The organism is Cytobacillus mangrovibacter (genome assembly GCF_042865275.1).
Taxonomy (GTDB): Bacteria; Bacillota; Bacilli; order Bacillales; family Cytobacillaceae; genus Cytobacillus; species Cytobacillus mangrovibacter.
This window is the reverse complement of sequence record NZ_JBIACJ010000014.1, coordinates 19,200-37,746: the sequence shown is the minus strand read 5'-3', so window position 1 is coordinate 37,746 and position 18,547 is coordinate 19,200. Positions and strand designations below refer to the sequence as shown.

General features: G+C 35.2%; 19 protein-coding genes. 13 read left to right on the top strand and 6 right to left on the bottom strand.

The window, feature by feature from the left end:
* Positions 1-86: 86 nt before the first annotated feature.
* Entirely contained in the window at positions 87-827 is a 741-nt protein-coding gene (gene nfsA, locus ACFYKT_RS19150) for an oxygen-insensitive NADPH nitroreductase (protein WP_389222804.1), read from the top strand.
* Positions 828-942: 115 nt separating this feature from the next.
* On the opposite strand, the gene ACFYKT_RS19145 is transcribed toward nfsA, so the two are convergent.
* The gene (locus tag ACFYKT_RS19145) at positions 943-1,083 is read right to left on the bottom strand and encodes a hypothetical protein (protein ID WP_389222802.1); all 141 of its coding nucleotides are present in this window, start codon (positions 1,081-1,083) and stop codon (positions 943-945) included.
* Positions 1,084-1,919: 836 nt separating this feature from the next.
* Here ACFYKT_RS19145 and ACFYKT_RS19140 point away from each other — a divergent pair.
* The 12 genes from ACFYKT_RS19140 (at position 1,920) to ACFYKT_RS19085 (ending at position 14,689) form a co-directional block, all read left to right on the top strand.
* Positions 1,920-3,026, top strand: a complete 1,107-nt coding sequence (locus tag ACFYKT_RS19140; protein ID WP_389222800.1) for a replication-relaxation family protein — start codon at positions 1,920-1,922, stop codon at positions 3,024-3,026.
* A gap of 327 nt (positions 3,027-3,353) precedes the next feature.
* Positions 3,354-5,039 (top strand): hypothetical protein, encoded by a 1,686-nt coding sequence (locus ACFYKT_RS19135; RefSeq protein ID WP_389222798.1) that lies wholly within the window; start codon positions 3,354-3,356, stop codon positions 5,037-5,039.
* Positions 5,040-5,258: 219 nt separating this feature from the next.
* Complete coding sequence (locus tag ACFYKT_RS19130) at positions 5,259-6,173, top strand: tyrosine-type recombinase/integrase (protein WP_389222796.1); 915 nt, start codon at positions 5,259-5,261, stop codon at positions 6,171-6,173.
* 225 nt (positions 6,174-6,398) lie between these two features.
* On the top strand, positions 6,399-6,716 hold the full coding sequence (locus tag ACFYKT_RS19125) for a DUF3870 domain-containing protein (RefSeq protein WP_389222794.1): 318 nt from the start codon (positions 6,399-6,401) through the stop codon (positions 6,714-6,716).
* 152 nt (positions 6,717-6,868) lie between these two features.
* On the top strand, positions 6,869-7,543 hold the full coding sequence (locus ACFYKT_RS19120; protein WP_389222792.1) for an RraA family protein: 675 nt from the start codon (positions 6,869-6,871) through the stop codon (positions 7,541-7,543).
* 29 nt (positions 7,544-7,572) lie between these two features.
* The gene (locus ACFYKT_RS19115) at positions 7,573-8,685 is read left to right on the top strand and encodes an amidohydrolase family protein (RefSeq protein ID WP_389222790.1); all 1,113 of its coding nucleotides are present in this window, start codon (positions 7,573-7,575) and stop codon (positions 8,683-8,685) included.
* A gap of 35 nt (positions 8,686-8,720) precedes the next feature.
* Positions 8,721-9,071, top strand: coding sequence for a Rieske (2Fe-2S) protein (locus ACFYKT_RS19110; RefSeq protein WP_389222788.1), 351 nt, complete (start codon positions 8,721-8,723; stop codon positions 9,069-9,071).
* A gap of 45 nt (positions 9,072-9,116) precedes the next feature.
* Entirely contained in the window at positions 9,117-10,265 is a 1,149-nt protein-coding gene (locus ACFYKT_RS19105; RefSeq protein ID WP_389222786.1) for a M20 peptidase aminoacylase family protein, read from the top strand.
* Positions 10,266-10,304: 39 nt separating this feature from the next.
* Positions 10,305-11,330 carry a TRAP transporter substrate-binding protein gene (locus tag ACFYKT_RS19100; protein WP_389222784.1) on the top strand — a complete coding sequence of 342 codons (1,026 nt, stop codon included), beginning with the start codon at positions 10,305-10,307 and terminating at the stop codon, positions 11,328-11,330.
* A 67-nt stretch (positions 11,331-11,397) separates the two neighbouring features.
* Positions 11,398-11,892 (top strand): TRAP transporter small permease, encoded by a 495-nt coding sequence (locus ACFYKT_RS19095; RefSeq protein ID WP_389222782.1) that lies wholly within the window; start codon positions 11,398-11,400, stop codon positions 11,890-11,892.
* Positions 11,889-13,172: a TRAP transporter large permease gene (locus ACFYKT_RS19090; protein ID WP_389222780.1), complete on the top strand. Its 1,284-nt coding sequence runs from the start codon at positions 11,889-11,891 to the stop codon at positions 13,170-13,172. Before ACFYKT_RS19095 ends, ACFYKT_RS19090 begins: the two co-directional genes overlap by 4 nt.
* Before the next feature lie 335 nt (positions 13,173-13,507).
* On the top strand, positions 13,508-14,689 hold the full coding sequence (locus tag ACFYKT_RS19085; RefSeq protein ID WP_389222778.1) for a M20 metallopeptidase family protein: 1,182 nt from the start codon (positions 13,508-13,510) through the stop codon (positions 14,687-14,689).
* A 120-nt stretch (positions 14,690-14,809) separates the two neighbouring features.
* On the opposite strand, the gene ACFYKT_RS19080 is transcribed toward ACFYKT_RS19085, so the two are convergent.
* From ACFYKT_RS19080 to ACFYKT_RS19060, 5 genes are all read right to left on the bottom strand, one after another.
* On the bottom strand, positions 14,810-15,724 hold the full coding sequence (locus ACFYKT_RS19080; RefSeq protein WP_389222776.1) for a hypothetical protein: 915 nt from the start codon (positions 15,722-15,724) through the stop codon (positions 14,810-14,812).
* Between the two features lie 259 nt (positions 15,725-15,983).
* On the bottom strand, positions 15,984-16,934 hold the full coding sequence (locus ACFYKT_RS19075) for an HNH endonuclease (RefSeq protein ID WP_389222774.1): 951 nt from the start codon (positions 16,932-16,934) through the stop codon (positions 15,984-15,986).
* Positions 16,935-17,069: 135 nt separating this feature from the next.
* Positions 17,070-17,291, bottom strand: a complete 222-nt coding sequence (locus tag ACFYKT_RS19070; protein ID WP_389222772.1) for a hypothetical protein — start codon at positions 17,289-17,291, stop codon at positions 17,070-17,072.
* Positions 17,292-17,489: 198 nt separating this feature from the next.
* A complete protein-coding gene (locus tag ACFYKT_RS19065; protein ID WP_389222770.1) occupies positions 17,490-17,888 on the bottom strand; it encodes an aspartyl protease family protein in 399 nt (132 codons plus the stop codon).
* Positions 17,888-18,133 carry a hypothetical protein gene (locus tag ACFYKT_RS19060; RefSeq protein ID WP_389222768.1) on the bottom strand — a complete coding sequence of 82 codons (246 nt, stop codon included), beginning with the start codon at positions 18,131-18,133 and terminating at the stop codon, positions 17,888-17,890. Before ACFYKT_RS19060 ends, ACFYKT_RS19065 begins: the two co-directional genes overlap by 1 nt.
* Between the last annotated feature and the right edge of the window lie 414 nt (positions 18,134-18,547).

The following is an 18,547-nucleotide window of genomic DNA, read 5'->3' as shown; positions in this document are numbered from 1 at the left end:
AAGAAGATAGACAATTTAATCTAAGTAATAAATATAGGTGCTAGGTACCTTCACTGTAAAAAGATTAAGAGAGGGGGGCTTTTTCTATGCCAAACGATATAACCCGTTTACTCCAAAGTCATCGCTCAATTAGGAAATATACCGAGGACTCTATTCCTGACAATATTCTTAAAAACATATTATCATGTGCACAATGGGCACCTTCTTCACATAATGTTCAAGCTTATAGTGTAATCATTGTAAGAAATACAAAGGTTAAAGAACAACTTTCAGAGATTTGCAAGTCGCAAAAATGGGTAATAGAATGCCCAATTTTTCTTGTTTTTTGTGCAGATTATTATCGTCTAAAGCTTACTACAGACATGTATTCCACTAATTTTGAAATTGATGAGGTTGAAAACCTCCTTGTAGGTGCGGTTGATACGGCTTTAGCTGCTGAAAATGTGTTGATCGCAGCAAGATCCTATGGATTAGGAGGAGTATTCATGGGAGGAATACGTAATGATCTTGATACTGTCATAAAATTATTAAACATACCAAAGTATGTAGTTCCTCTTTTTGGTATGTGTTTAGGTTATCCAGCAGATATACCTTGGCAAAAACCAAGATTGCCAGGAGGAGCAGTTATTCATAATGAAACTTATAAAATAGATCAATTGCTTTTCGAGTTAGAGGGTTATGAACAAATATCAGCAGATTATTATAATAGGAGAACTAATGGGAGAAAGACCATTGGATGGACAAAACAGATGGCTAAATATGTTAGTGAACCACGCAATCAAAAATTAAAAAAATCTATAATTAAACAAGGGATTCAATTAAAATAGGAAATAAAAAAAGGGAAGGGACTAGGAGAACTCGCGGTAGCAGGTTCTTTCAGTCCCTTCCAAGAATTAACCTTCAAATAGGAGCTTCCGACTGTAATTGGGAGGAATGAAGTTCCTAGTGCTGAAATGATTGCAAGGTGTCTTCCCTTGCAATGGTCCAGCATTTGAATGATTGCCAGCTTTGCTCTGCAACTTCGAGTTCACTTTCAAGTTCACTGCTTCCTCGAATGGGCCTCGCTTCTCTGAGTTGCTTCATGCTTGGCGGCATTCTTCTGCGAGTATGCTCCATGATTTGCCTTTATTAGATAAAAAAAATCATAGTGTGCTTAAACGATGCTTCTTTTCCTTGCCTTTAACTTTATTCAAAGAAGGATATTGTTTGATTTAATGAAAAAAGAACACGGTACGGGTGAGCACGGTGTTCTTCTACCTTACCTATACATCAATGTAGCGATATATGCTTTACCTTCTTAAAGTAGCATTAGCATGGCTGCAAATTGAAAATGCATACGATCGATCCATTATCTAACTGTCTACGCTTAAAGACAAGCCATTGCCTCCAAGAATCCATTTTATTATAGTTCTATCGTGTAAATGAGTTGATAGATTTAAGGTTAATATCTATAATAAAGATAGGTACTTTTAAAAATCCACCTTTAGGGTGAGATGGTTTTGAAAACAATGCACCCTTTGGGGTCGAGTGAGAATTTTTGAATAAACGTTCCTTTAGGAATGAGTGATTTGCGGGTTCCGCGAAAAAGAATGGTATACCGATAAGGGGGGAGTCTGCCCATTAATCGGAAATGAATTAAATACCGTGAGAAAAGGATAACAAGCTGCCATAGGTAGGTTGTTTTTTTATTTTGCTTTTTGGGAGGTATGTATGGTTGGTATGTACGACTTCTATGTATGGTCTAGAACGACTTAGATACCATACATAGATGATGTATTTTCTACCAATCTAAAAGAACCTATAACTAACAAGGGTTCTATGAACTTTGTATGTATGGTTTTGGAAGCGCAAGTAAATACCCTCAAATGCAACACCCTATTCACCACTCATTTTTATTACGAAAGGAACTGATTTTCACTATGATTTTATGGAGAAATAACCGTATTTCTAACAAGCAGCAACAAATATTAACTTTGATTTATCAATACCGCGGATTAACCAACGAGCATTTAAGAAAGTTAATTTTTGGACATTTAGATTCTAATCAGGCTGGACAAAAGGCAAATATTTCTCGATATACATCTGAATTACGAAACACTAGGATGATCGAATCCTTTAGTTGCTATCCATATAGTCAGGAACTGATTCACTGCTTAACGAGCAAGGGGATTGAATTTGTTCAGGAACAAGTTCAGATCGATCAAGAGAACAAACTAGCTGGCTTCAAAGATCAACCCTATGGTGATTTTTCTGCCACCATGCTGAAGCCAGGTTTGAAAAACTTAGAACATACCATGATGTATTTAGACTTTGCGACTAAGTTTAGAAAGAAATTAGATATCCGCCACAATTTGTTTGCAGTTCAGGAATACCTATATTTTAATAAGGTTTCCACCAATTCTGGTTACTATAAAAATGGGAAGGTCCGTCCAGATGGAGAAATACTATTTAATCAGCATATTTTATTTACTTTAGAAATCGATACCGGGAGCGAAAGACTGGAGCAATTAACAGCTAAGTTCGAAAACTACCAGAAATACCTTGAATATTGCATGAAACATGAAGTAGATTCTGCGTGGGAGGGACTGTTGTTTGTTTGCAAACACACGGAATTAAGCATAGAAAAAGACCAGCGTCTTCATACAATTTTAAGGGCGATAGTCGCAGGGTTAGGGTATTATTGCTGGATTTTCTCAGTCCAAATTTACCGTGGAGAAGGGATTGTTTTAAGCCAACTCTTTCAAGAACAGGAGGATTTGTTTAGAAATCTAGGTATTGCCATTCCCTCAAAAGAGAATCCTATTTTAATAGAAAAAAGGCAACAAGAGAGAGAAAAGCAACGAGAGGAAGAAGAACGGAAACGGCTTGCCGAGGAAGCACAACGAAAAGTAGAGGAACGGATTCGACAGGAACGACTTGCTAATGATAGAAAAAAGAGATTAGAAGAAGAGCAACGAACGCGAGAATTAGAAGAGGAAGAACGAAAGAAAAAACGTTTTTATGGAGTAGGAAAGTTTTTTTCGTAAGAATAATTAATAACAAAACAAACTTCTTACAAAAAGGTGAGAACCTCTGGTGGATTCTCGCCTTTTACACATTAGGTCGAAGTCATTCTTTCCGCTGCTCTTAATTTGGAATCATCATGCGTAACATCTCCCAAACTTAGCATCTTTCTCTAGATTGGTATTGTATTTAAACACTCCTTCTGTCAACGATTCCGGTCAATATTTAATAGATTAATTTGTTGTCACTTGGTATATATTTTTAATCTAGTGCTTATACTTCTAACAGATAAAAATAGTTAATAGATTGATCATATTATCTCATCTCTATTAGAAGGGGGTACAAAAAAATTGGGAAGGAAAAGAGGATGGAAAAAATCACTTTATACAATTCAAAATCTTAAGGATTTTGCAAAAGACAGAGGAGGTAAGTGTCTATCCAAAGAATATACCAAGATGAAGGATCAATACGAATGGCTGTGTTTATGCGGATACGTATGGGAAGCGTCATTTAATAATATAGTGAATGGCACATGGTGTCCTAAATGCTCCGGCAGATTAAAGAAAACTATCAATGAAATGCATGAATTTGCCGAAAAAAAAGGTGGAAAATGTTTATCAGATATTTATATAAATAATAAAATACCCTTATTATGGGAATGTGAAAAAGGACATCAATTTTCATCAACGTTTGATAGCGTTAGTAATAATAATACTTGGTGCAACCATCGGGAATGTACTTCAGCCCCTCGCTATAATCTTTCCCGAATTCAAGAGATCGCTAGCGAAAGAGGTGGAAAATGTTTATCCTCGAACTATACTAATTACAACACCCCGATGAAATGGGAGTGTGAACATGGGCATATATGGGAAACACCAGCCAAATATATCCTTAAAGGCCACTGGTGCCATGTATGTAATATAAAACCACTAAGAGACTTGAACTATTTGAGTGAGATTGCTGAATCAAGGAATGGAAAATTGCTATCAAGAGAGTACCAGGGAATGCAGATGGAATACGAGTGGGAGTGTGAAAAAGGACATCAATGGTTTGCTCCAGCAGGTGCAGTTGCTAGTGGTAGGTGGTGTCATGAATGTAGAAAAGGGAATATTGAAGAGTTTCAAGAGCTCGCGTTATATAAAGGAGGGCATTGTATTTCAATTGCTTACAAAGACCGTGTGACTCCTTTAGAATTTCAATGTAAAGAAGGGCACCAATTTTTTGGAACTCCTTCTACTGTAAAAAATAGTGGTGCATGGTGTCCATATTGTTTAACCTCAAAGGGAGAGGAACGTTCCAGATTAATCCTTGAGAAACTCCTGCAAGTATCCTTTAAGAAAACGAGAAAAATCTTGGGTGACCATTTAGAATTGGATGGTTACAATGCTGAAAAAATGATAGCATTTGAATTTCATGGAGAACAACACTATCATTTTAATAAGTATTTTCATGGTGATGAAGATGGATTCTTATATCAAATTCTAACTGACCTAGAAAAGAAGTATCGGTGTAAACTACAAAATATTCACTTAATCATTATCCCTTATTTTGAAGAAGAAAATTTAGTAGATTATGTTAAAGATAAATTGGTATGCCTGAACATCAGTTTTAATAACGATGTAGTTATTGATTTCAACGATATCTATAAAAACAAAAGTCGAGTGCAAGAATATGAGGAAATTGCTCAAAGGAAAAAAGGCAAATTGCTATCGACTAACTATGTAGATTCTTATACCAAACTTCTATTTGAATGTGAAAATGGCCATCAATTTGAGCATTTGCCGTATACAGTAAAAAATGAAGTACGTTGGTGTAAGGAATGTAATAGAGAGATTCATCGTAAAAATCAGCTTAGTCGGTTAAATGAGATAGTAGAATCCCGGAATGGAAAACTGCACTCCCCACGATATAATAATAGTACTACCCACTTAAAATTCGAATGTAGAGAAAAACATATATGGACTACTTCCCCTGCTGTCATTTTCAAAGGTCATTGGTGTCCCAAATGTTCACAGAAAAAACGAAGAATTAGCTAATATTAATATGTAAATTTTTCCAACTCTATTATAATGTTACTTGTCTATATAAAAATGACGTCATAAAACCGTCATTTAACTAGTCACATAATATACATTATATACGTTCATCCTCCTTTTACTTATGTTATACTCATCATATAATATAGAAAATATATATCTAATAAATCGCTTTTTAATTTGTTAAACTCGTCATATAAGTAAAGGAGTGTGAATGATTTGTTTCTAGCGTATATTTCCTTTCTTCAAGAAAAAGGGAAATCACAAAATACCATTATTTCCTATTCGAATGATCTGAACTCTTTTTTCGATCAATTACATATTAAACCCGATGATTTTGTCACAGCTGCCGATATTCGCAAATGGATCTATGAAATGTTAAATCCCATTAACGCAAAACCACTGGCCATTTCAACAATCAACCGGCGCCTAAATTCATTGCGGAGTTTTTATTCATGGGCAACTAAAACTAACCAGCTGCAGCAAAATCCAATGAGCGATATTCAGGATTTGAAATCAGCCGATGACGATAGCGAAAAAATTATGTGGCTGACGGAAGAAGAGTTTGAAAATCTCCTCTATATAATAAGGAAGAAACCCGTCAAAAGCAGGGGAGTCAATCCAGAGGAAAAGTACCGGAGAGACCGAGCCATTATTTATCTTCTGACTTATGCTGGCCTTCGTGTCGATGAGCTATCCAATTTAAAATTAACGGATATAGATTTAGACTTAAAACGGATAAGAATCGTAGGAAAAGGTATGAAGGTAAGGACGGTTCCGATTTCTAATACATTGCTTGCGGAAATTCAAGAATGGTTTGTATTTCGTGCAGAGATGGCAAAACAGAAAACGCATGTAGAGGAATCTCCATATATCTTTTATAGTCAACGTTCACCGAAATTTACTGTTAGAGGGATCCAGACTATGATTGAAGGATACAGCTTACCTAAGAAAAAGCTAACACCTCATATGTTCCGACATACATTTTGTAAATGGATGTTGAAAGCGACGAATAATGATATTGAAAAAGTGAGAAGATTGGCAGGACATAGTAATATTGCAACGACGAGTAGATATTTGAAAGATTCGTATAGTGATTTGGCGGATGCAGTGGATGCTTTGCCAAAATTTTAAAACGAGCTGACTTAAAATTGCACATCTGAAAAAGAATTTAAAGACAATTATCCACTACATAAACAAACATAACCTAGGGGCTAGTATATGAATAAATTTAGAACGTCGAATAAAAGTTATAGTAATTCAGATGAAAATACTTTTTCACTATTTAAACAATAAAAAACATTGAGAATAAACATTAACACTGTTATAATAGTTATAATAAAGTTTGGAGAGGTTTTTATGAGTGATGATGTCTATTTAATTGTAAGTGGACATGCGCAAGTTCCAAAAGGCGTAGCACTTCATGAAGAAAAAAAATATATTGGGGCAGTTTGGGTCATTAATAAAAGCACCAAGATAATTGAAAAAGCCGAATTTACTTTAATAACAAGCCTTTCAAATGAATTCTTAAGTAATTTAGTAATTGGTTATGATTTAAATCAAGGTATTGATAATTTATTAAATAAAATTAAAAAGTTATGTCTTATGCCTTCTCAAGGGGCAATCATTCAAGCTGTACGTTCTGCATATGAGAGATTTAAAGAAAACCCTAAGTAAAAAAACTATAATAATAACTGGGTATCTATGAGGAATTGACCAAAAATCAATTTTTATTAATGGGTATAAACCAGTAGTAGTAGGCACTTTTTTCTTGTGCTTATTATTACTGGTTTTTTTGTTTAAATAAGTTTAAATAGGGAGGAATTCTAATGAAGGTAATGCCCCGTAAAAAAAGGGAACTTACTGAGGATATTAAAAACAGGCTTTTAAAAATTGATCCTGCAACCATAGGACATTGGCTACAATTTGGTTTTATGAATTCAAGAATCAAAGCAATGGTCAATAATATAAAAGTTGTAGGTTCAGCATTCACTGTAAAAACAACATCAATTGATTCCGTAATGGTTCATAAAGCCGTAAGTCTGGCAAGAGAGGGAGATATATTAGTTATTGATCGAAATGGAGATGAGAAATATGCTTGCGTCGGTGAAATTATTGTTTATGCAGCAAAGAAAAGGAATCTAGCTGGTATTATCGTTGACGGCCCTATAACGGATATTCAATCAGTCAGGGAACTTAACTTTCCTGTTTATTCAACAGGACTTTCCCCAGTTACAACAAGATTAGTTGGAAACACAGGTGAAATTAATACAACTATCCAATGTGGGGGAGTTACCGTAGAGCCCGGGGATACTATTTTAGGCGATGATAACGGGTTATTGGTACTGAGTAAAGATTTAAATATACAGGAGTGGTTATTGAAAGCGGAAGAAAAAGAAGCAATGGAAAAGATAATGAAAGATAAGATAGACCAAGGATTACCGCTTGCCTCCATTACAAAGGCTGATCAACTTTTAAGAGAAAGTGGGATAACTTTTGAATAATTTTCCAATCTATCAAAGGAGGTATTTGTATGAATAATCCTGAAAAAAATAATATAAGTGAAGAAATAATTAGACCTATAGACTGTGATGTACATCCAGTTGTCGAAGGGGGACTGGAACAACTTTACCCTTATATGGATAGTTCTTGGAAAAAAAAGTTCCAGATGTCTGGGCTTGTTCCTCATTCCAACAGACATGTAAATCCTAGGGGGAGCGTTACTCGAAAGGATGCGATTTCCCCAGAAGGAAAAATTGGTGGTTCAGACCCTTTCTTTACAAGAGAACAATATTTGGATGTATACGATCCAAAGTGTGCTGCACTAATAGCTATGCAGCCATCACAATTATCCCTTGTTTGGACGAATCCAGATATGGTTCATACAGTGACATCGGCATATAATGATTATTTTATAGATAAGTGGTTAAGTGTTGACCCGCGTTACCATTTAGTAATAAATGTTACTCCACAAGATCCAAAACTAGCTGTTAAAGAAATTAAAAGGTTGTCAAAGGTAAAGGGGGTTATAGGAATTAACCTTCCTTTAATCAATATACCATTGGGCGACCGATACTTTTATCCAATATTTGAGGCTGCAATAGAAGAAAACCTACCAATTATGACCCATGTTACAGGAGCAGAAGGCACCTATATTGGAGCGGCACCGCTTGCAGGAGGAGTAACAAAATACTATGTAGAAAGATATATAACATATCCGCAAATAGCTCAATCGACGTTAGTAAACCTCATTTTTGAAGGAGTATTTGAAAGATATCCAGATTTAAAAATTGTTTTTGTTGAATATGCTTTTAGCTGGTTAGGTTCTGTTTTAACGAGGATGGACCAATCCTGGAGAAATTTACGTATTGAAACTCCTTGGGTTAAGAAAAAGCCTAGTGACTACGTTAGAGATAATGTCTATTTCACAACTCAACCTATTGATGAAATGCCAAAGAAACAATTTGATAGCATGATAGGAATGATTGAGGGGGAACACAATCTACTTTTCAGCAGTGACTATCCTCATTGGGATAATGATATGCCTGATGAAACCTTTAATCGGTTATTTTCATCACCGGAACTTAGAAAGCGAATATTACATGATAATGCAATGAACCTATTTGGTTCAAGGATAAGAGCTTAACACTAATTGGAACCGTTTACAAAGGAGGTAACATCTTGAACTATAGGCTTGGAGAAGTTTCTGAATTATCTTCAAAGCGTTGTAATAATTTCGAAATAGATGGGAAAAGTATAGCAGTTTTATATTCTCAAGGAACCTTTTATGCATTATCAAATACGTGTCCTCACAAAGGGGCAAGTATGTGTGCTGGAGACATTCGAGGGACTATGATACCTTCTAATCCAAGTGAGATAAATTATGATATGGAAGACAAGGTTCTGGTATGTCCCTGGCATGGTTATGAATTCGATATTGAAACCGGAAAGCCGCTATTTGGAGTAACCAAGTCAAAACTTAAAACCTATACGGTATTTGAAGAAAATGGAGACCTTTTTATACAAATCTAGCTAATCCTCCTATGTTATACAAAAAAACCTTAAGAGAGGATAGACATGAAAGAGATAATTGAGGATTCTAAAAAAGAAATAATTGAGATTTTCAATCAACTACACAATAATCCTGAAATTAGCTGGCATGAATATGAAACAACAGAGTTCTTAAAGAATTACTTAGAAAGATATGAATGTAAGGTTACAACCTTTGATGACTGCACTGGTGTTGTTGGTGAAATAGGAGAAGGTTCACCTGTTGTTGCAATTCGTGCTGACATCGATGGATTACTTCAAGAAGTTGACGGCGTAGTCCGAGCAAACCATTCATGTGGGCATGATGCCCACATGACCATGGTATTAGGAGTACTATTACTATTTAAAAAAATGAGCACAATTCCTAGGGGAACTCTTAGATTTATATTTCAACCCGCAGAAGAAAAAGGAACTGGAGCATTAAAAATGGTTGAAAAAGGTGTAGTTGATAATGTGGATTATCTTTTTGGAGTACTTCTAAGATCTGAAGAAGATATAAAAAATGGTGAGGCTTCACCATCGGTCATTCACTCCGCAAGTAGGTTCATAGAAGGAAAAATTCGAGGAGCAGATGCTCATGGCTCTCGGCCACATATAAGCCCGAATGCAATTGAAGTTGCAAGTACTATTATTCAAGCGCTTTCCCATATCCGTATTGATCCGATGATTCCTCATTCTATTAAAATGACCAAAATAGAGGCGGGCGGTAATAGTCCAAATATTATCCCAGGGAATGCCAGCTTTAGTTTAGATCTGCGTGTTCAGAAAAACAGGGATATGGATCTTCTAACCAAAAAGGTTAAACATGTTATCGAAAATATAGCTAGAGTATATAACGTAGAAATTAGTCTAAATATTACAGGAAACCTTCCAGCTGCTGAGGTTGACTCAGATGCTGAGCAAATAATTCAAGATGCAATAATAGATACCCTTGATCAGGATAAATTAAAATCCCCTATTATTACACCTAAAGGGGAGGACTTCCATTATTACACTTTAAAGCGTCCTTATCTGAAAGCCACCGTATTAGGTCTCGGTTGCGGCTTAAAACCTGACCTTCACCATCCTAATATGACATTTGACAAAGAGGCAATATTTAGCGGGATTGAAATTTTGACAAGAGCAGCGATAACCGCCCTAAGTAGACTGAATAGCTTATCTACTATTAACAGATGACTACAATAATTCAATATATATTTTGAAAGGGGAAATAGTATGAAGAAGGTAGGTCTCAGTATTATATTATCGATTTTTATGGTTGCATTAGCTGCTTGTAGTGGAACTCAAACTAGTTCATCAAATAGTGATAAACCGATTGTTTTAACTATGGGTACAAAAATGCCAGAAAACAATGTTGAAAGTAAAGGAGTTACAGAATTTGCAAGACTGGTAGAGGAAAAAACAGCTGGTAAATTAAAAATTGATGTGTTTTTCCATGAACAATTGGGCACTGAGTCTGAACAAATTGAAAATGTAATATCTGGAGCACAGGATATTTATTTTGAGACCATGACCTATTATCTTCCCTACGTAAAAGATTTCAATATTCACAGTTTGCCATTCCTTTTTAAAGATAATGAAGAATATCTAAAGTTTTTACAGTCAGATATTCAAAAAAAAATGGAAGATGACTTGATAAATAAAGTGGGAATTCGCTTTATCAATTCAGAGAAGAACTTTATAAGAGGACCTTATAGAGTTTTAGTAAGTACAAAACCCGTTCAAAAACTAGAGGATTTAAAGGGTTTAAACTTACGATTGGCTGAATCAGAAACAGCTATTAAAGCATGGTCAGCTTTAGGGGCAAATACTACTGTTATCCCTTGGTCAGAAACATATCTGGCTTTGAAGCAAGGGGTAGTAAATGCTGCTACATCACCAATTTCTACAGTTACAAGTATGAATTTCCACGAAGTAGCAAAGCATGTAACGGTTACTTATGAATACCCTCAATCTCTAGTAATGGCAATGAATGAAGATAAATTTCAATCATTACCGAAGGAATTACAGAAATCTCTTGTAGAAGCTGCTAACGAAGCTGGTGAAATAGGTAGCAAATATATTAACGAAGAAACTGAGAGTGTAATAAACAAGCTAGAAGAAGCAAAGGTTCAGGTCTATGAAGTTGACTTAAGCCCATGGCAAGAAAAAATGGATGATGTATATAAGGATTTAATTAAAAATGGTTTTCTAAACGAAGAATTACTTAATGAAATAAAGGATTGGAAGGCACAACAATAATACAATTATTATATTGCAGTAAAGAAGAACTTCTTTACTGCAATATTTGCCTATAGGGGGGATATGATTGCGATTAATTGATACGGTAATTTCACAAATTGAAAAAACGTACTTATTCTTTTCAACTTTAATTTTCGCTATTCTTATTTTAATTAACGTTGTTGATATTGCATATCGGCTAACAGTGGGAAGTTCCATTACAGCAACACAAGAATTATCAATTCTTTGCTTCTCTTGGATGGTGTTTTTAGGAATGGCTGTTGTTTTAAAGAGAAATTTGGATCCTAAAATCACTATATTCTTAGATCGATTCGTACAAAAGAAATACCATGTTTTTTTTGATATTGTTGTTAACATCCTTATAATGGTTTTCCTTTCGACAGTTTTAATTATTATGGTCGAGTATTTAAAGGTACAATCCTTAAGAGAAGCTAACTACCTTCCAATAAATTATATGTTATTTTCTTTACCCATTGTTTTTTCTTTTACTTACATGATTATCATTACTATCAGGGAATTGATTGAATTATTTCATCAAACAAGGGGGAAAGAAATATCATGATGTCCTTGTTAACGGTTGTATTACTTATTGTATTAGTTGCAATTAGAACTCCCATTTCTATGACCTTGGGAATTTCCGCATTAATTACCTTCTGGGTAGGAGGTTTACCACTCAGAATTATTCCACAAGCTTTGACAGGGTCTGTTTTTAATTTTACGTTACTTGCCGTTCCCTTTTTCATACTAGCTGGAAACTTAATGAATACTGGAGGGTTAACCGATAGAATTTTTAATTTTGCCCGTTCAGTAGTAGGGCGAATTCCCGGTGGATTAGCCCATGTAAATGTATTTGCTAGTACCCTTTTCGCGGGAATATCCGGTTCTGCAGTTGCTGATATAGCTGGGCTAGGTGTCATCGAGTATAGAGCAATGAAGGAGGCTGGATATCGTAATGCATTTAGTGCTGCTATTACAGCAGTATCTGGTTGTATCGGACCCATTATGCCACCTAGTATTTTTATGATCATTTACGCCGTTATTGCAGAGGTATCTGTTGCAAAGTTATTTATTGCAGGAATTATTCCGGCCATACTGATGACCCTGGTTTTAATGATTGCTATCTATATTCAGGTAAGATCCGGTAGGGAAGTTTGCCCAATTGATCCACCTACTCCTTTCTCTTACAAATGGAAAACATTCAAGGCGGCTCTTTTAACTTTAGGAACACCAATTATCGTTCTTTATGGAATGGTTGGAGGACTAGTGACCCCTACACAAGCTGGAATTATTGCAGTAGTTTATACAATTATTATTGGTTTTATATATAGGGAATTAACGTGGAGTAAAATGGTTGAAGCATTTAAAGAGTCTGCCTTGCTTACCTCACATGTTATTTTCTTAGTTGCAATTGCTGGGATGCTAGGTTGGATTGTCACATATGAGCGAGTTGGTGAAACACTAACTAACTTCTTTTTATCTCTTACCGATAACCCTTTATTAGTATTACTTATTATTCTAGTTATTTTATTATTTGCTGGCACTATAATGTCCGGTACCGAGGCACTAATTATTTTAGCTCCTATCCTAGTACCTGTAATTTTGAATTACGGTATAGATCCTATTCACTTTGGAGTAGTAATGTGTTTAGCATTGGCTATCGGAGTTGTTACTCCACCAATTGGTGTTGGGCTTTTTGTCATTAGTAATATAAGTAAGTTAAAAATAGAAAGCATCGTACCAGCCACAATCCCTTATATTATCTCTTTAATTATATGTTTATTAATAGTTACATTTGTACCAGAATTAAGTACTTGGCTGCCAGACCTTATAGTTAAGGAATAAGTTTTAAGCACTCCCTTTAACAAATATTACTCGCTGCAGTAAAAAATGCCGAAAAATACATGGAATAAAAATTGGCAAAGAACAAACAGATGATAGGGATGAATTTGAAGTTGTGGGTGTTAAGTTTATTTAGCTCGATATTAATCTTCTTATGGAGGCGATCCAACCAATTAGGGACAAACCCGGTAAAGACGTTTGGGGAGAAGAAGTATACAAGCAGGCCGTTGAAAAAGGGTAAAGGCTTTCTTAACTAATTAAAAAAGGATTAAGGTTATTCTTAATATAGCCTTAATCTCTTTTATTTTAGAAATGGGTAAACAAGGAGGAATAACTAATTGAATATAAAAAAAATAACAGGGGAAATAGAAGAACAAATAATAGAGATTCGGAGAAAATTACATAAAAATCCCGAATTAAGTCATCAGGAATTTAAAACCACTGATCTCATTTTTGATACTTTAAGAAATACGAATATAGAATTACGAAAATGTTCAAATGGCTCAGGAATTATTGGCTTGTTAAAAGGAATGGGAGATGGGCCAACACTTGGGTTACGAGCTGATATTGATGCTTTACCCATTAAAGAAGAAACAGGTTTAGAATTTACTTCACAAAATAAAGGAATAATGCATGCCTGTGGACATGATATTCATACTTCTGTTTTACTAGGGACCGCCATTGTACTAGATAAAATGAGGGATTCAATAAAAGGAAATATAAAATTTATTTTCCAACCTGCCGAAGAAACAATGCAAGGTGCACAGTTAATGATTAAAGAAGGAGTACTCACTGAACCAAAAGTTGATAAAATTGTTTGTTTGCATGTATGGCCATTCACTGATGCTGGAAAAATCGGGGTCAAGCATGATGCCATAATGGCATCAATAAACCGTTTTGAGATTGAAGTAACAGGAACGGGAGGCCATGCGGCACACCCTCAAAAAAGTGTTGACCCAATACCAATTGCAGCTCAGATTGTGAGCGGACTCCAACAAATCGTTTCCAGAATGTTATCTCCATTAGATTCAGCAGTTGTAACAATCGGACAAATTCATGGTGGTACTGCAGATAATATTATTGCCAATAAGGTGATGATATCTGGAACAGTAAGAACCTTAAAGACGGAGGTAAGCACTAAGGTTAAGGAAACTATGGTGAGAATTTCAGAAAGCACAGCAAAAGCATTTAAAGGAAGCGCTAAAGTCTCTTATTATCCGGGATCATTTCCAGTTATAAATGACAATAAACTGGTTAATTTATTATCTGAAGTTGTAACAGAAACACTTGGAGAAGAACAACTAGATTATTTATTAGAGCCTTCATTAGGTGGAGAGGATTTCTCTTATTATCTTCAGCATGTTGATGGGATGTTGTTTAGACTAGGAACTCGAAATGAAAATCCAGCATCTCAAAAGAGTTTGCATAATCCAGGTATCATCTTTGATGAAAAAGCTATTTCAACAGGTATCATTACTATGAGTTCCTTTGCATTGAAATATTTAAATCAAGAAATATAAATGATTCTCTTCAGCAGAAAACACTATACTTATTAAATTATACAGTGTAAAAAAGGACCCTATCATGGTCCTTTTCGTTTGTAGAAGATAGGTCAAATTATTTTCCATTTCTTCTGATTCCTATTGATCTCTTTCAGCTTTTACATTTTTCACTTCAATCTCAAGATTTTTAACTTTTTCCTCATATTCCTTCCGTACAACCGAAATTTCATTATATAGTTCTTTTATCTTTTCATTGTACTCATCATTAGCTTTCAACCATTTCTCTTGATAATTCCGCTCACACTCTAATAACGCTTTGTCTTTTTCATACTCTTTCTTTTCAGTTAACCGTTCTAACGCGATTTCATGGTTATTTTTCATCATTTCAATCTGTTGGTTCAAATCTTTTATTTCATCCTGCTGATCATGAGCTTGAGTACTTATTTCTACCACTTGAGAATGCAGACGCTCTTGTTCATCTGCATGTTTATCTTTCAATTTCTCGTTCTCTTCTGCAAAAGATTGGTACTTACTAACCAATCCACTCAACGTATCATTTTTCTCTTTATATTCATCAATTAACAACTGGTTATTCAGGTTAACCGAACGCACTTCTTCCAGTTGCTTTAATAAATCTGCTCTTTCTTTTTCTAGTTGCTTCGAAAGATCTGTTTTTTCCTTTTCTAGCACTTCTGCCATTTGCATCGATGCTTTCGCTTCTTCCAAAGCTACTTTTGCTTTGTCTTGGTACTCGCCAATGATAGATTCCCTCTGATCTAGCTTATCGGCATATTCCTTCACCGCATGATCCTTTATATAGATCGACCGCTGAATCATATTAGCCACAAGCTCATAGATTCTCGTTGTATGAACCTCTAATTCAGAAATATCCTGGCTATAATCGGTTGCTCCTTGTTTAATTGCATTCATTTCAGTCAAGGAGACAGCTTTTTCGAACCATTCTTTTGCAGAAATCCCACTCGAATCGATCATCAACTTAACTTTATCGTATAAATCCTCATTCACTTTTACACCAAATGTTTTATCTGCCATTTTATACACTCCTTCATATTTTTGTTAACTATAATTTATTATTATATCAATGGTTAACCTAGTTTCCATTAGTTAACTTCATTATAATCTATCATCACAGCCTTGTCTATTTCCATCAATTGAATATTCAAAAAAAGATAAAAAGGATGTTACATACGAAAAAAAGAACCCCTATGAGTTCTTTTTGGAGATAAAGTATTCAATTAAAGCCTCATTACCTATTTTTAACGTTTGTGGTAGAATGAGTAACTCGTAAACATTAACGGTAGTCTTTCCCTCCACCCCATACTTCTCTTCCTCCATCGTGTCCTGTATTTGCATGGACTTCTTCATCAACTAATTGTAAAGTACCTGGTTCTTCATGATGGTGCCATGTAAATCCTTCTGGATTATCCCCATTTGCTAACGCTTTAATATCTTGTTCATTCAACCCTAAATCATCAGCTAGATTGGGATCTTCTTGAATGGCCTCGTATAATTCAGCATTCGCATAACTGAAATGAACATGACTAGATTGAAGATATAAACTCTCGTCTAATTGGACTTCATATTCTGATTCGAAAACCGGAAATACCCCCGTTACTTCTGTTCCACTAGGCAAAACAATGGTATTTGATTCAAATAAAACATTGGTTTCGTGATGAACAGAACCTTCTAAATGATCATTTCTTGTTTCAATCGTTATAGATTCATCTCCATCCCCATAGATATCAGCAGGTAAAGCATCTTTTGCAGTGTCAAGAGCTTCTGCATGAGCCACATTTTCTCCATCAGCACCATCAATGATGTCAATTACACCAACAGCAAGTGCCCCTATTGCTACGGTTTTAACAAGTGATGCTGCCCCACTTTTTACTCTATTATGATCTCCATCCATGACACCACCAATGACTTCTCCACCGTTATGTAGGGCATCTTTAGCTGTTATAAATACACCCTTTCCCGTTCTATATGCTGCATTACCAATATCACTTAAGCCCTTATCCCGTTTAATAGGATCTTCGCTTACCATTCCAGCTACAGTATCCACTGCACCTCCAACTACTTGTCCAGCAGTGTCACCAGCAAATTCGGAAGCTTTTCTTACTCCTCTACCAATATCCTCAATTAATTCAACTCCCGTGAGCTCTCCAACTACTTGTATTGGCCCGCCCACAACCAAACCTGCTACTTTACCAAAACCTTTTCCTACCCCTCTGATAAAACTCATGCGTCATCCCCCTCTATACCCGTGTGACTTTTGAACTATTATATAGCATTAGTACGAATTTATCCTCATATATTAGGAGATTCATAGATTATTTGAATAAGCAACTCTAGATGAGGGTACCTTTGCCCTTCACTTTCATTTTTTTGAAAAAGAACCTATTAGCAGATAAAACACAAAAATACAACAAAATGTAATCCAAAAATTTGCCCAGCCACCATCAAAAATAAAGCCTGCTATTTTATCACCAATTAAATCATTACCGCCAAACTTAAAAAGGGCAGAAATGAATAATGCAAACAGATAGAAACCGATAGTAAAAATAAAAAAGACTAGAAAAAAACCTAATAAAGTAATCATTTCGCATTGTCCTCCTGCATCTATTTTAAATTGTAACCAGAGTTGCATTTTTCCTTTGTGCAGGAAGTTATCTACTACTATTTTTGGACAGAAATTACCAAATAATCAGGTTCTCTGTAGAATTAAAAAATCCCAATTTCTCGGTTGTGGGAAATTGGGACTTTTTAACTTGATTGCTTCCTGGAATGATCAGATTCGTTATACTAAATTCTTAGCTTTATTCTTTGATGGATATAATTCTAACTTGTCCATATCCACTATAAAATTGTAGGTCATTAGAATATCCAACCCTAGAAGTCCATTATGATCTTTCGGAAGAACCCCCACATCAATTTCAAAATTCTTTATATTAAATTTATTAATTTGAATCTCATCCATTGCCTTAGTATAGAAAGGAACTGATCCGCCTATCCCATATGCTTCATAAATATCGTCTCCATTTTCATACCTTACCCCTATTTCTTCTAAAACATCTGGGCTAATAACCGTATGAGAGGATCCTGTATCAATAATCATATCATCGATTTGCAGCGTTTTTCCTCGAAAAGTAACAATAAGTGATGTTGTAATAAGTTGTCCATCAAATGATATTTTCATTAAATTCGTCTCACTCTCATCAATGGATCTTTTCGAATATAAACGATACATTTCTCATTCGATGTATGGTAAACAATGTTTCCTGGTTCTACTTTAAAAAACTCCTTATTAGCATTTTCATCTGGAACGGAACGGATGGGTGCGACTTCATCAATAATTTTTTTATCATCTTCCTCATGGTAATCAAGGATCGATACTAAAACAAACTGATCTGGAAATAATTCTCTAACTTCCTGCCACTTCATATTTCATCCCTCCCTTTTCCTTTATTATAAGCTATAGCTAATTACATATCATCTTTCTAACAATGAAATTTGGGTTACTTCAATCCTGAAATTGACTGCAGTTTTTTAAGTTCGAAGGGCAGACTTTCAACAAAAATCAAGCAACTTTAATGTCATTCTACAACCATGCCGATGTTCCTTAGCGTATGGAAGATTGGCTTTCTATATGTCGAAACTTGCTTAGCGTATGTTTTCCGCGTTTTCTTGGTGGGACCCCTTGTTAAGGCAAGCTTTCTGTTTTTTCTTCTGTGAAGTCTCTTTCCAAAAGGCCGCCAGTGATTCGCATCTCACGGCAGGATTTAATCGAAAAGATTGGGTATGTGTTTTTGGAACAAGCACATTCATGTTCTTACTTTTAAAAATTAGCTAATGGTC